The following is a 13,613-nucleotide window of genomic DNA, read 5'->3' on the forward strand; positions in this document are numbered from 1 at the left end:
GCATGATCCTGTGCGCTGGCGAATCGCTGATCGACATGGTGCCCGAAACCGGTGCTGGGGGCGCGGCCTTCCGTCCCCTGCCCGGCGGCGCGGTCTATAACACCGCCATCGCGCTTGGCCGGATCGGCGCGCCCGTGGGCTATCTCTGGCCGATCTCGCGCGATCCTTTCGGCGAGGTGCTGCTGCGCCCCTTGGCCGAGGCCAATGTCGACATCTCGCTCTCGCCGCGCTCGGACCGGCTGACGACGCTGGCCTTCGTGACGCTTTCCGGCGGCGAGGCGCGCTATTCCTTCTATGACGAGGGGTCGGCGGGGCGGATGCTTGCGCCCGCGGATCTGCCCAATATCCCCGAGACGGTATCGGCGCTCTTCATCGGCGGCATCAGCCTTGTCCCCGATCCCTGCGGCGCGGCGATCGAGGAACTGGTCGCCCGCCTGAAACCCCGCGTCCCGATCATCCTCGACCCGAATATCCGCCCCTTCTTCATCGCCGATGCCGAGGCGTATCGCGCCCGCTTGGATCGGCTGATCGGCATGGCCGATATCGTGAAGCTTTCAGCGGATGACCTTGAATGGCTGGCCCCCGGCAAAAGCTTCGACGAGGTCGCCGCCGATCTTTTGTCCCGTGGCGTCAAGGTATTGCTGCAAACCGGAGGCGCTGCTGGCGCCCTCGCCCATTGGCAAGGCGCGCCGATCAGCGCCCCGGCTTTGCGGGTCGAGGTCGCCGATACGATTGGCGCAGGTGATACGTTCAACGCGGGCGTTCTGGCCTCGCTCAACGCCGATGGGGCGCTGACCCGCGAGGGGCTTGCCAAGCTTTCCCCCGAAGCCCTGCTGCGCGCATTGAGCCTTGGAACAAAAGCAGCGGCAATCACCGTGTCGCGACCCGGCGCGAACCCTCCTTGGGCACATGAGCTTGCCGCCTTGCCGGGCTGAACGAAAAACCCGCCCAATTGGCAAGCCTCTAAGATAAATGTTGAAGGCTTAAGGTGTCGGCAGAGATCTGTCGGCACTTTTTCCTTTAAATCGATAGGGCGTCGGTCGTAACTAGGCGGTGTTGACAAAAGGGATTCACAGGGCGGGCTGATCGTGATTCAAGTATCTGCGATGGAGACCAGCTTGGCACGAGACCTGATGTCGGACGAGGAGTGGGCGTTTCATGAACGCTTCATCCTTGCCACCCGCGCTACGAACGGACGCAAGCCCACGAACCATCGCCTTGTTCTGGGTGGGATTTTCTGGAGTGAGGCATGAGCCATTGGTTCAAGGCCATGCCGAACGCGCACCGGTTCGCCGTGGCGTGACCTACCGGCGCTGTTGCACAATCAGCTGAGGACCGCAGTTCCCCTTTCCCCGGATGCGCTTATACCAGCAGCACCGTGACCGGGATGCCGAGTGCCGTGAAGCGGTTCATGACCGCCGCGCGGATCTGGACCTCGGCGACCTGACGGTGGAAGTCGCGGGACATCAGCCGCTGGCCGAGCAACTTCACGCAGTTCATTTTCGTTTCCACCCTGCTTCGGCGATGGTACCCGCACCAGTTCCGCCACAGCGTCCTGCCAAGGTGTTTCGACGCCCGCAGGATCTCGTTGCGCGCTCGGGCTCCAGCGCTGTCCGGCTTCCATGGCTTTGCGTTGCGGCGGGGCGGAATGACCGCCGCCGCACCTCGGGCTGCGATGGCGTCGTGGCAGGCGCGCGTGTCATAGGCACCGTCGGCAGTGACGCTGGCAATCTCCTCATCCGCGGGGATCTGGGCGAGAAGGTCGGGCAGGACCGGCGCATCGCCGATATGGCTCCCGGTGACTTCGACGGCCCGGATCTCCAGCGTTTCCTCGTCGATCCCAAGATGAATCTTGCGCCACACGCGTCGCTTGAAGCCGCCATGCTTGCGCGTGTGCCACTCGCCTTCGCCTCCACCTTGATGCCGGTGCTGTCCACGAGCAGGTGCAGCGCGCCCCTGCCGCCGCGATAGGGGATGGTAACATCCAAGGTTTTCTGCCGACGGGACAGGGTGCTGAAGTCCGGCACGGACCAGCCCAGCCCGGACAGTTCCAGCAGGCTCGCAACAAAACCGGTGGCTTGGCGAAGCGGCAGCCCGAAGAGAACCTTGATGGTTAGGCAGGCCTGGATCGCCGCGTCACTGTAGGCTTGCTGGCGACCACGTCGCCCTGTTGGCACTGCTTCCCATTGCATGGAGGCATCGAACCATAAGGTCAGCGATCCGCGGCGCTTCAGTGCCTGATTATACGCGTGCCAGTTGGTGGTCTTGTAAGTCGGTTTCGGCAGTCTGCTCATGCCATCCGGCTACGACATTGGATTCACAAAGTGAATCCCAGCCCATTTGTGCAACAAGGCCCCGCTTCTCTCTCGAAGATTTCTTCGGGAGCTTTCCTGCATCATCAGCCATGTGCCAGACAAGGAAGTTTTTGATCTAGAGCACGTTGCGCTCAGTCGATCTCATACCCTGCGGCTTTGAAGTAGTTGTAGCAGTCCTCGTCCGAGAAGAGATCGCGGACCCGACCGACTGCTGCCCATAGCTGATCGTAGGTCCTCGCAGCGGCTTTTCTGATCAGCGCTTTTAGCTTGGAGAATGCCATCTCGATTGGATTCAGATCAGGACTGTATGGCGGCAAAAACGGAAGCCAGGCGCCGATTTCACGCGGAGCCGCCGCCGCCGCGGCGCGGCTCTTCTGGCCGGAGAGTTTGTCCAGGAATGAGACGGATCAGAAAACGATCCGGGGGATCGTTTTCCCGACGCATGACGTCCCCGGCCCGAAGCGTGGGAACCAGTTGGGTCTTGATATAGAGGTCGAACATCTCGACGTTCATCGCCCCATCGATCACCCAGGGCGCGTCCAATCGGTCATGGCGCAAAGCCGCGACAAAGGATTGGGTGCGCCAATGACCGAACGGTGCGTGATCGACGAGGCGCTGGCCGCAGGGTCCCCAGCCGGTCGTCTTCGCCATGTTTGTCTTGACCGCGTTCGGCGTCGCCCTCGAACCGGTGGCGGGCTGACGCCTCACTATCGATAAAAGCGAGCCGTTCCAGACGGCTGGCCATGAAGGGCTGGCGCCTCGAGATCCAGACATGGCGCCGGTTGGCCACGTCCTTGCGCTTCTGCTCAAGCGCCTGCAGGGCTTTTTTTGTCTGTCAGTCCGAGCCCGCGCAGCACGCGCCAGACGGTGGCCCGATGCACGTCGATATTATGGGCTTCGGCCAGTTCAGCCATCAACTCATCGAGCGTGATCTCGCCCTTGACCGCGACACGGGCCTTGAGCCACCCGGTCACCCCGGTCAGCTTGCCGTGTCCGCCGCCGTTACCTTGTGGTTGCGCGGTCAGCCCTCCGGTCTCGCGCCGCAGCGAGATCGTTGACGAATTTCGGCGACACCCGAAAGTGCCGGGCCGCCGCGCGATGCCCGTGACCTTCGTCGACATAGGCCATCACTCGGCTTCGAAGTTCTATCGGATGTGGCTTGCCCCTCTGAATCCCCCATATCTGCCTCAACAGAAGGGAATCACAGCATCGGCAAACGGGGAAGACTGGATCTCAAAACCCGCGGCGTGCTCTAACTTAATAAGTGCCGACAAATTACCGCCGGCACCCTGAGCGTTCAACATTTATCTTAGGGGGTGGGCAATGCGCGGGTTTTTTGTCAGATCGTCTGGTATCTTGCCTTTTGGCGTTCGGTCCATTGGACGGTCAGACGCACACCGTCTTCGTCCATGCTTTCCGATTGCACGATACCCTGCTGGTGCAGCCACGCCCGACGCTTGCCGTCGCTATGGGCTAGCTGCAACTCGACCACCTCGCGCGGCTCATCCAGCGTTTCAGCCAGACGCGCCTCGATCGACGCGAGCAACTCATCAAGCCCCTCGCCGGTCAGGGCGCTGACAGCCTGAATGCCTTCGGTACGCGCGTCGGTCCGACGCGAAGCCTCGCGCTGCTCCACGCTCAGCATGTCGATCTTGTTCCAGACCTCGATCTGCGAGACGTCTTCCTCGACGCCAAGGCTGGTCAGGATCTCGCGCACGTCACCAGCCTGTTCGACCGTCTCGGGATGGCTGATATCGCGGACATGCAGGATCAGGTCGGCGGCCAGCACCTCTTCCAGCGTGGCGCGGAAGGCCGCGACCAGCTCATGCGGCAGATCGCTGATGAAGCCCACCGTATCGGACAGGATCACCTTCCGCCCACCGGGCAGGGTCGTCTGCCGCATGGTCGGATCGAGCGTAGCGAAAAGCTGATCCTTGGCCATGACATCGGCCCCGGTCAAGCGATTGAACAGCGTTGATTTCCCGGCGTTCGTATAGCCGACCAGCGCGACGATCGGATAGGGCACCTTGGCGCGGGCCTTGCGGTGCAGCTCGCGGGTCTTGACCACGCGCTCAAGCTGGCGGCGCAGGCGGATGACCTGCTCGTCGATGGCGCGACGGTCGGCCTCGATCTGGGTTTCCCCCGGACCGCCGACGAAACCCAAGCCGCCGCGCTGACGCTCGAGGTGGGTCCAAGCCCGGACCAGACGCGTGCGCTGATAGGCCAAGGCGGCCAGTTCCACCTGCAGCACGCCCTCGCGGGTATGGGCGCGGTCAGCGAAGATTTCCAGGATCAGACCGGTCCGGTCGAGAATCTTGACGCCCCATTCCTTTTCCAGGTTGCGCTGCTGGACAGGCGTCACCGGCCCGTCGATCAGGACAAGCTCGGCCCCTTCGCCCTCGGCGGCGGCCTTCAGATGCTCGCCGATCTCGGCGCGCTTGCCCTTGGAGAACAGCATCCCGGCATCGGGGTTGCGCAGCTTCGCAACCTCGGCGCCAGCGACATCGATGGCAGGCAGGGCATGGGCAAGGGCCACGGCTTCTTCAAGCGCCAGATCAGGCGATCGGCGCGTCCGCGAATTCCCCAGATCCGGATGGATCACGTAAGCACGGGTGGGGCGTTCGCGGGTCTCGGTCAGTTCGGCCAATCAGTCCTCGCCGTCGTAAAGGCTGATCGGCTGCCCCGGCATGATGGTCGAGATGGCATGCTTGTAGACCAGCTGCGACTGGCCATCACGGCGCAGCAGCACACAGAAATTGTCAAACCAGGTGATCACGCCCTGCAGCTTGACGCCGTTGATGAGAAAGATCGTGACCGGAACCTTTCCTTTGCGGACATGGTTCAGAAATGCATCCTGAAGATTCTGTTTGTCGCCGGCCATTCCCTAGCACCTTGTTCTTATCGCTGTTAACAATGCTTAGGCGAGGCCGGTCACGCTTGCAAGCGCGTGATCCGATGCCCCCGGCAAGCGTTGCATCAAGGACATGGCCCGCTATTTCCGCCAATATTCCGGCGAGATCAGCGCCAGAATCGCCAGCGTCTCGACCCGTCCGACGATCATCGCCCCGGCAAGGATCGCCTTGGTCATGGCGGGCAGGCCGGCCCAGCCCTCCCATGGCGCACCGGCGATCCCGGCCGATCCCTGAAAGCTGGGTGTCAGGGGGATGACCCCGGCAAGCGGGCCGGTATTCGTCAGAGCAGCGATGGAAAGGATGGTCGCACTGTCGAATTCGACCTGCTGTAGCGAGATCAGCATGACGATTGCCGCGATCGAACAGGCAAAGAGCATGAAAAAGATGAAGGCCAGATAGGCCCCTTCGCGGCGCAACCTGCGTGCGAGCAGCCCGCCGCCCCCGATCGAGGCAGGATGGACGATCTTTTCCAATTCGCGCTCGCTGTGCCGTGCCAGCGCATAGACCCGGAGCAGCTTGACCCCGCCGGCCGTGGTCGCGACACCTCCGCCCATGATCGCAAGCCCCGCCAGCATCAGACCGGGCGAGCTGATCCCCGACCAGCTTCGCGCCCCCTGCCAGTCCATCGAGTTCCAGCCGGTCGAGGTCAGGTAGCTCAGGCCATTGAAAATGCCGCCCCAGGCAGCCGCAAGCGCGCTGTCCACGGTCTCGATCAGGCCGCGCGCGCCCAAGGGAGAGACCCCGATCGCGCCGATGAAATGGCGCAGGAACAGCGCCGCCGCGACAAACAGGACCGCCCCTGCGGCCAGCCGCAATTCCGGGTCGCCGCGCCAGGTTTCAGAGACACGCAACTCGCCGCCGCCGGGCCAGAAGCGGCGCGAGAGGGCCGGGATCAGAAACAGAAAGATCACGATCTCGCCGGCCAGGCCGCTTTGCTGGGCCGCCCCGCCATTGACCGGGCTGATCCCGCTGGTCGAGAGCGTGCTGAGCGCGCGGGTCAGCGCGAAAAGCCCCGTCTCGCCCAGGATCAGCAGCAGGGTCCACATCGCCAGCGTCAGCCCGGCATAGACCGGAAAGACCAGCTTCGCCGCGCGCATCGCCCGGCTGGCCGGATCTGCCCGGCGAGAGCGATAGAGCGGTTCGGAAAGATGGCTGACCACGCCCGAATCCCGCTCCGAGCGGGGCAACCGTTCGAAACGCTCGTTCCGGCCATAGGGGCTGGACAGGATCTCGAAGCCGCCGACCCGCAGCGGCGCGAGCAGCGCGACGGCCGCGACCAGCATGAAAAGCCCACCCATCCAGCCCACCAGCGCACGCCACAGATGCAGCGGCGCGGGCAACAGGTCGGCGGCGTAAAGCGTGGCACCCGTCGTGGTCAGGCAAGAGATCATCTCCCACCAGGCATTGAAGTAGCCGGTATCGGGCAGGCTTAGCAGGAAAGGCACCGCCATCATGGCCGGAAGCAGCGTCATCGCCCCCAGCATGATCAAGAGCACACTGCGCGGCTGGGCGCGGCGTGGCTCGGATGCGGTGGCGATCCCCAAGAGCACCGCCAGGATCAGAAACACCGCCCCGCAACTCATGAAGACCTGACCCAGACGGTGCAGGTTGGTGACATGGGCATAGGCTCCGGGCAGGAACATCGCCAGCGCGACGATCCCGGCGAGAATGACCAGTAGCGGCAGACGGACCAGCACGCCCATCCCGGCCTCAGAAGAAGTCGATCGAGACCTGAAGCAGGCGCTCGACCTCGGAAATGTCGGAAACCAGGGCAAAGATCACGACGATATCGCCTTCTTCGATGCGCAGATCTCCTGTCGGCTTCACCACGCGGCCGCGTTTCTGGACCGCACCCAGAAGCGCGCCTTCGGGGAACTCGATGTCGCGGATCGGACGGCCCGCGATGGGCGAGGTCGAAAGCACCTGCGCCTCGATCACCTCGGCCTCGGCATCGCCGATGGAATAGATATCGCGCACCCGCCCGTGCCGGATATGGCGCAGGATGGTCGAGACCGTGCTGGCGCGTGGGTTGATGAAGGCGTCGATCTCAAGCGTGTCCATGAGCGACATCAGCGTCGGATCGTTCACCAGTGAAATGGCGAGCTTTGCACCGGCCTGTTTCGCGCGCACCGCGGCAAGGATATTGGTCTTGTCGTCATCGGTAACGGCCAGAACCGCATCCGCCCGCGGAACTGCGGCCTCTTCCAGCAGTTCCGCCGCCAGACCGTCGCCATTGAGGACGATGGTGCGGTTGAGCGAATCCGCCGCATCCTCGGCACGGGCGCGGTCGCGCTCGATGACCTTGACGCGGACCCGTTCGGGGCTGGCCTCAAGCGCCTGCGCGACGGCAAGGCCGACATTCCCCGCCCCGATGATGACCACGCTTTCCTGCTTGGCGGTGGGCTTGCCAAAGACCTCGAGCGTGCGCGGCACGTCCTGGCTCAGGGTAAAGACATAGACTTGATCGCCCTCGAACAGCTGGTCGCCGGGCTCTGGGGCGAACAGCTTGCCGCCCCGACGCACGCCCGCGACAATGGCGCTGAGGCTGGAGAACATCTCGGTCAATTGCCTGAGCGGCGTGTTCAGGATCGGGCTGTCCGGGTCGAGCGAGATCCCAAGCAGATGGACCTGCCCGTTCAGAAATGTTTCGGCATCGAAGGTCGAGGGCGCGGAAAGCCGCTGCATGGCCGAACGCGCCACCTCGCGCTCGGGGCTGATCACCACGTCGATGGGCAGGTGGTCGGTGCGGTAAAGATCGGAATAGATCGCGTCGAGATAGGCTGATGAGCGCAGCCGCGCGATCTTGCGCGGCACCTGAAAGACCGAATGCGCGACCTGACAGGTGACCATGTTCACCTCGTCGGAATGGGTCGCGGCGATGATCAGATCCGCGTCGCGCGCCCCTGCCCGGTCCAGCACATCCGGGTGGCTGGCAAAGCCGGTCACGCCCTGCACATCCAGCGCATCGGTGGCGCGGCGGATCAATTCGGCGCTGGTGTCGATGATCGTGACATCGTTGCGCTCGCCCGCCAGATGGCGCGCAATGTGCCAGCCGACCTGGCCTGCCCCGCAGATGATGATCTTCATGCTGGCCCTGTTCCTTCAACCCACGGCCACGCGATCCTAGCGCGGCAGAATGGGTGCGGATACCGCAAAATGTTTCTCTCGTGGAAGGGCTTGGCCTACTTGCCCATCATCTCTTCCTCGATCCGGACGCCACCCACCACGCCGAGCGACTTGAGCTTGCGATGAAGCGCCGAGCGTTCCATGCCGACGAATTGCGCGGTGCGGCTGATATTGCCGCCAAAGCGGTTGATCTGCGCGAGCAGATATTCCCGCTCGAAAAGTTCCCGCGCCTCGCGCAGGGCAAGGCTGGTGATCTGCGGCCCGAGGGCCAACCCCTCGCCGGTGCCATTGCCGTTGCCCTGGCTTTCCAATTCGCCGGGCTGGATCGGACCGGTGCCGTCACTCAGGATCAGCACCCGCTCGATCACATTGCGCAATTGCCGGATATTGCCCGGCCAGGGCATGGCCTGGAGCGCGGCGATCGATTCCTCGGGCAGCGCGCGGTCCGGCAGGCCCTGCGTCGCATGGAACTGGGCGATGAAATGGCTGGCGAGATGGGGGATGTCCTCGCGCCGTTCCGAAAGCGAGGGGATCGCCACCGGAACCACGTTCAGCCGGTCGAAAAGCTCCTGCCGGAAGCGACCGGCCCCAATCTCGGTCGCAAGATCGCGATTGGTCGAGGAAATCACCCGCAGATCGACCCTGACCTTGTCGGTGCCGCCGGCGCGCTGGAACTGCTGCTCGGTCAGGACGCGCAGGATCTTGGTCTGCGTGCCCAAGGGCATGTCGGCGACCTCGTCGAAATAGATCACCCCGCCATGGGCCTGTTCCAGAAGCCCCTGCTCTATCCCGCGCTCGCTGGATTCCCGGCCGAAGAGCACCTCTTCCATATGCTCTGGCTCGATCGTCGCGCAGGGCACCGGGATGAAGGGCGCGCGGGCGCGCGGCCCCTGGGCATGGATATAGCGCGCGGCCAGTTCCTTGCCCGCCCCCGGCTCGCCGGTCAGCATGACACGTCCGTTCGATTTCGACACCTTGTCAAGCTGTTCGCGCAGCCGCTTGAAGCTGGCCGAATGCCCCAGCATCTCGCCGGCCTTGGCCTCGCCGCGCTTCAGCGTCGAGTTCTCGCGCCTGAGCCGGGCGGTCTCGACGGCGCGGCGGATGACGACCAGAAGCTGGTCGATATTGAAGGGCTTCTCGATGAAATCGTAGGCCCCCTGCTTGATCGCGGCGACCGCGATCTCGATATTGCCATGCCCCGAGATGATGACCACCGGGACATCGGGATTGTTGCGCTTGACCTGCTTGAGGATGTCGATCCCGTCCATCTTGCTGTCCTTCAGCCAGATATCGAGGATCATCAGCGAGGGTTCCGCGACATTGATCTCGGCCACGGCCTGGTCCGAATTGGCGGCCAGACGTGTCGAATATCCCTCGTCCCGAAGGATGTCCGAGATCAGTTCGCGAATGTCTTTTTCGTCGTCAACGATGAGGATATCGGTCATTTCACGTAGTCCTGCTCTGGTTTCTGGCGCCGCGCCGCGAGGCGCACGGGCTGTCTTTCGCGAGGCAGGCGGATCTGGGCCATCGCGCCGCGCTGATCGGGCGCGTCGGTCAGGACCAGTTGTCCGCCATGTTCCTCGACGATTTTTTTCACGATGGGCAGGCCCAGCCCGGTGCCGCCCTGTTTCATGGTGACATATGGCTCGAAGAGCCTCGAACGGTCCTCGGGCAGGCCGGGGCCGTTATCGACGATCCGGATCGTCACCGCATCCGGTTGAGACGTCAGCTCGACCCGGATTTCCGGGGTCCAGCCTTCGGGCGGGTCCTTGCGCAATTCGTCCAGCGCTTCGCCCGCGTTTTTCAGCAAGTTGGTAAAGACCTGCCGCATCATGCCCGCATCGGCATCGACGATGACGGGCTCTTCGGGAATATCCGGGACCAGTGCGCCTTGCAGCGCGTCGCGCTGCATCAGCGCGCTGTCGCGCAGCAGTTTCGCGATGTCGGTTTCCTTGCGGTCGGGCTCGGGCATCCGCGCGAAACGCGAGAACTCATCGACGATCCGGCGCAGGTCATTGGTCTGCCGGATGATGACCTCGGTATATTGCTCCAAAGCCTCGCGGTCGGCCCCGGCGATGGGGGCGAATTTGCGCTTGAGGCGCTCGGCGGAAAGCTGGATCGGGGTCAGCGGGTTCTTGATCTCATGCGCGACGCGGCGCGCGACATCCCCCCAGGCCGCCATGCGCTGCGCCGAGACCAGATCGGTCACATCGTCCAGCGCAACCACATAGCCCTCAAGGCCCCCTGCCGCGCCGCGCCGGATCGCCATGCGCACCAGCAGGCTTTCCACCCGGCCCTCGCGGTTCAGGCGGATCTCGTCCTGCACCGATTCATTGACCGATTGGCCCAGCCGCTCGAACAGCGGCTCAAGCTCGGGCACGGCTTCGGAAAGCAGCCGGTCATGGTCACGGGTCGGATCCAGACCCAGAAGCCGCGTCGCCGAGCGGTTCAGGAAGTCGATTTCGCCCGCCGCGTCCAGGCCGATCACCCCTGCCGTCACCGAGGAGAGCACGGAATCAAACAGCCTGCGCTGGTCATCGGCGGCGCGATAGCTTTCGACCAGTTCGACGCGCTGCTGCTTCAATTGCCGGGTCATGCGGTTGAAACTCTGGCCCAGCGTCTGGATCTCGTCCCCGGTATCGGGCTCGGGGATCTGCAGGTCGAGATTGCCTTGGCCAACCTGCTCCGAGGCCTCGGCCAGCCGCCCGATCGGGCGCGAGAGCCGATCCGCGAACCACAGGCCCAGCCACATCGCGGCCGCCACCAGCAGCAGTGCAAAACCCAGATAAAGCAACGAGAATTCCAGCAGGACCCGGCCACGCTCCTGTTCCAGACGCCGGTATTCACCGACGCTCTGGCGGGTGTCGTCCAGAAGGCCCAGAAGCTTTCCGTCCACGTCGCGGGTCACGTAGAGATAGCGGTCCGCCAGCGGGGCCAGCGGCACCAGCGCGCGAAACTCGTCATTCTGCCAGTCCTGGATCAGCACCAGCCCCTCGGCCTGGGCCTGGTCGAATTGCAGGGCCGAGGGTTGTTCATACCAGAATTGATAGCTGCGCTCGCCGCGCGCCCGGATCGTGCCGCGCCCGTCGATCACATAGGCCTCGCGCAGCCCGCGCTGAATCAGCGCCTGCCCCTGCCCCAGAAGCAGCCGCAATTCGCCATCATCCAGCATGGGATCGCGGCGCGCCTCTTGCACCAGCGCACCCGCCAAGAGCTTGGCGTCGCTGGTCAGATCGCGGCGATGCTCGTCCTGATAGGCCTCGGCGGCGGCCAGCGAACTGGTCACCACCTGCTGCACCCGCCCCGAGAACCAGCCCTCGAGCCCGATATTGACGGTCAGGCCCGCGAACAGCGCCACCAGCACCGTCGGCACAAGCGCAATGCTGGCAAAGACGCCGACCAGCCGCAGATGCAGCCGCGACCCCACAGCGGCGCGCCGCCGCGCCGCCACGATCGAGGTCATGCGCGCAACCACCATGCCGGTCAGGACGATCAGGTAGATCAGATCCGCAAGCAGCACGAGCCGCAGCAGCGTGCTGCCCGATTCGACGCCGGCCAGAGGCCCCATGACCACATAGGTCAGGATGGTCAAAAGCGGGCCAAGCACCACCAGCCCAAGCGTGGTGACATTACGAACGCGACGAAGGCGCCGCAAACGCACGACGCGTTCCCATGTGCCCCTGGACAGCGATCCCGCCAACTCGCCCGACCTCACGGTTGCGCCGCTGCAACGCGGCGTTCTTGTGGCCGCTGCGTTACGGTTGCGCGACCATCTGTGGCCGTTTTACATCAGCTTGCGGCGTCGTGTCACCTCGATATTCAGGTCGGTCAGTTTCTTGCGCAGCGTATTGCGGTTGATGCCAAGCAGATCAGCACATCTAAGCTGATTGCCGCCGGTCGCGTCGAGCGCGATCTCCAGCAGGGGCTTCTCGATCTCGCGCAGGATGCGGTCATAGAGTCCGGGCGGCGGCAACTGGTCGCCATGCAGGTCGAAATAGCGTTGCAGATGCATCTCGACCGATTGCGACAGCCGCCCATTGGCCGGTTCCGCGATGGCGGCAGGCGTGGCCGCGGGCGTGGGAGACACGCTGCTCGGTGCGGCGGCGACGGGGCGCGGCGCAGACGCCACGCCCGACACGCCGACCGGGACCGATTCCTGCAAGGCGGCGCGCGCCTCGGCATCGCTGATCTCGGCCCCTGCGGCGGTCAGGGCCAGGCGGCGCATCAGGTTTTCCAGCTCACGCACATTGCCCGGAAAGGCATAAGACCGGATCATCGCGGTCGCGCCTTCCGACAGGCTGCGCTGCGGCAGGCCCTGCGAGGCGGCGCGGGCCAGCAGGTGGCGGGCGAGCGGCGGGATGTCATCCACGCGCGAGCGCAGCGGCGGCACGGTGATCGTCACCCCGGCGAGGCGGTAATACAGATCCGCCCGCAGCCGACCCGCGGCGACGTCGGTCTGCGGCTCCGGCCCGGTCGTCGAGACAAGGCGCGGCATCTGGTTGCGGGCCGGGCCGACCTCCCATGCCTCGATCAGCCCGATCAGCCTGGCCTGCGCGGCAGTGCCGAACCCGGCCGGATCCTCGATCAAGAGCGTGCCCCCCGTCGCCCGCTCGCCGGCGCGGTGGATCGCCTCTTCCGAAAGATCCGCCGAGGTCAGCACAGCAAAACCGGCATCGCGCCGGTCGGAGAGGTCATGGAACGAACGCGCGACCACGGTCTTGCCCACGCCCGCCTCGCCCGCGATCATCACCGGCAGATCGGCGTTCAGCACGCGCGCCACCATGCGGAACAGGCTTTGCATCGCGGGCGCATGGCCGATCAGCGGCAGAGTCGGATCGGCGGCAATTTCAGGCGAAGCGATGGCGACAGGCGCAGGATCGGATTTGCGGGCGCGTCGCGACAGCGCCTGATTCGCCCGCACCATCAGATCGGGCAGATCAAAGGGCTTGGGCAGGTAATCGAAGGCCGCAGCCTCGGTCGCGCGGATCGCGGTCACGATGGTATTCTGCGCCGAGATCACGATCACCGGCAGGTCCGGGCGCAGCTTGCGGATCGCCGGGATCATGTCGATGCCATTGCCATCGGGCATCATCACATCGGTGATGACCAGATCCCCCCGGCCTTCCTCGACCCAGCGCAACAATTGCGCGAGCGAGCCGGTGGCATGGACCCGGCATCCGGCCCGGGTCAGCGCCTGGGTCAAGACTGTGCGGATGGTGCGGTCGTCATCAGCGATCAGAACGGTGCCGTCCATGGGAAA

Annotated in this window: 11 protein-coding genes and 2 pseudogenes; 2 read left to right on the forward strand and 11 right to left on the reverse strand. The window is 64.5% G+C overall.

Going from position 1 to position 13,613, the window contains the following annotated elements:
• The first annotated feature begins 2 nt into the window (after positions 1-2).
• Positions 3-935, forward strand: a complete 933-nt coding sequence (locus ESZ60_RS06790; protein WP_134679675.1) for a carbohydrate kinase family protein — start codon at positions 3-5, stop codon at positions 933-935.
• 171 nt (positions 936-1,106) lie between these two features.
• Positions 1,107-1,244: pseudogene (locus tag ESZ60_RS06795) on the forward strand (IS5/IS1182 family transposase); the annotation flags it as partial.
• 118 nt (positions 1,245-1,362) lie between these two features.
• On the opposite strand, the pseudogene ESZ60_RS06800 reads toward ESZ60_RS06795, so the two are convergent.
• The 11 genes and pseudogenes from ESZ60_RS06800 to ESZ60_RS06840 form a co-directional block, all read right to left on the reverse strand.
• Positions 1,363-2,294, reverse strand: a pseudogene (locus tag ESZ60_RS06800) (IS5 family transposase).
• 152 nt (positions 2,295-2,446) lie between these two features.
• Positions 2,447-2,710 carry a transposase gene (locus ESZ60_RS21835; protein WP_209021259.1) on the reverse strand — a complete coding sequence of 88 codons (264 nt, stop codon included), beginning with the start codon at positions 2,708-2,710 and terminating at the stop codon, positions 2,447-2,449.
• Entirely contained in the window at positions 2,655-2,966 is a 312-nt protein-coding gene (locus tag ESZ60_RS21055; protein WP_209021255.1) for a hypothetical protein, read from the reverse strand. Before ESZ60_RS21055 ends, ESZ60_RS21835 begins: the two co-directional genes overlap by 56 nt.
• 155 nt (positions 2,967-3,121) lie before the next feature.
• On the reverse strand, positions 3,122-3,436 hold the full coding sequence (locus ESZ60_RS21060; protein ID WP_209021256.1) for a transposase: 315 nt from the start codon (positions 3,434-3,436) through the stop codon (positions 3,122-3,124).
• Between the two features lie 218 nt (positions 3,437-3,654).
• Entirely contained in the window at positions 3,655-4,962 is a 1,308-nt protein-coding gene (hflX, locus tag ESZ60_RS06810; protein ID WP_134679676.1) for a GTPase HflX, read from the reverse strand.
• Entirely contained in the window at positions 4,963-5,196 is a 234-nt protein-coding gene (gene hfq / locus ESZ60_RS06815; protein ID WP_017999735.1) for an RNA chaperone Hfq, read from the reverse strand. It abuts the gene before it with no gap.
• Between the two features lie 111 nt (positions 5,197-5,307).
• A complete protein-coding gene (locus tag ESZ60_RS06820) occupies positions 5,308-6,930 on the reverse strand; it encodes a TrkH family potassium uptake protein (RefSeq protein WP_134679677.1) in 1,623 nt (540 codons plus the stop codon).
• A 7-nt stretch (positions 6,931-6,937) separates the two neighbouring features.
• Entirely contained in the window at positions 6,938-8,314 is a 1,377-nt protein-coding gene (gene trkA, locus ESZ60_RS06825) for a Trk system potassium transporter TrkA (RefSeq protein WP_134679678.1), read from the reverse strand.
• A gap of 95 nt (positions 8,315-8,409) precedes the next feature.
• Positions 8,410-9,798, reverse strand: coding sequence for a nitrogen assimilation response regulator NtrX (gene ntrX / locus ESZ60_RS06830; protein ID WP_134679679.1), 1,389 nt, complete (start codon positions 9,796-9,798; stop codon positions 8,410-8,412).
• Positions 9,795-12,008: a sensor histidine kinase NtrY-like gene (locus ESZ60_RS06835; protein WP_245155613.1), complete on the reverse strand. Its 2,214-nt coding sequence runs from the start codon at positions 12,006-12,008 to the stop codon at positions 9,795-9,797. The genes ntrX and ESZ60_RS06835 overlap by 4 nt, the downstream gene beginning before the upstream one ends.
• A 129-nt stretch (positions 12,009-12,137) precedes the next feature.
• The gene (locus ESZ60_RS06840) at positions 12,138-13,607 is read right to left on the reverse strand and encodes a response regulator (protein ID WP_134679681.1); all 1,470 of its coding nucleotides are present in this window, start codon (positions 13,605-13,607) and stop codon (positions 12,138-12,140) included.
• Positions 13,608-13,613 lie beyond the last annotated feature (6 nt).

It is taken from the genome of Paracoccus ravus (assembly GCF_004522175.1).
Lineage (GTDB): Bacteria > Pseudomonadota > Alphaproteobacteria > Rhodobacterales > Rhodobacteraceae > Paracoccus > Paracoccus ravus.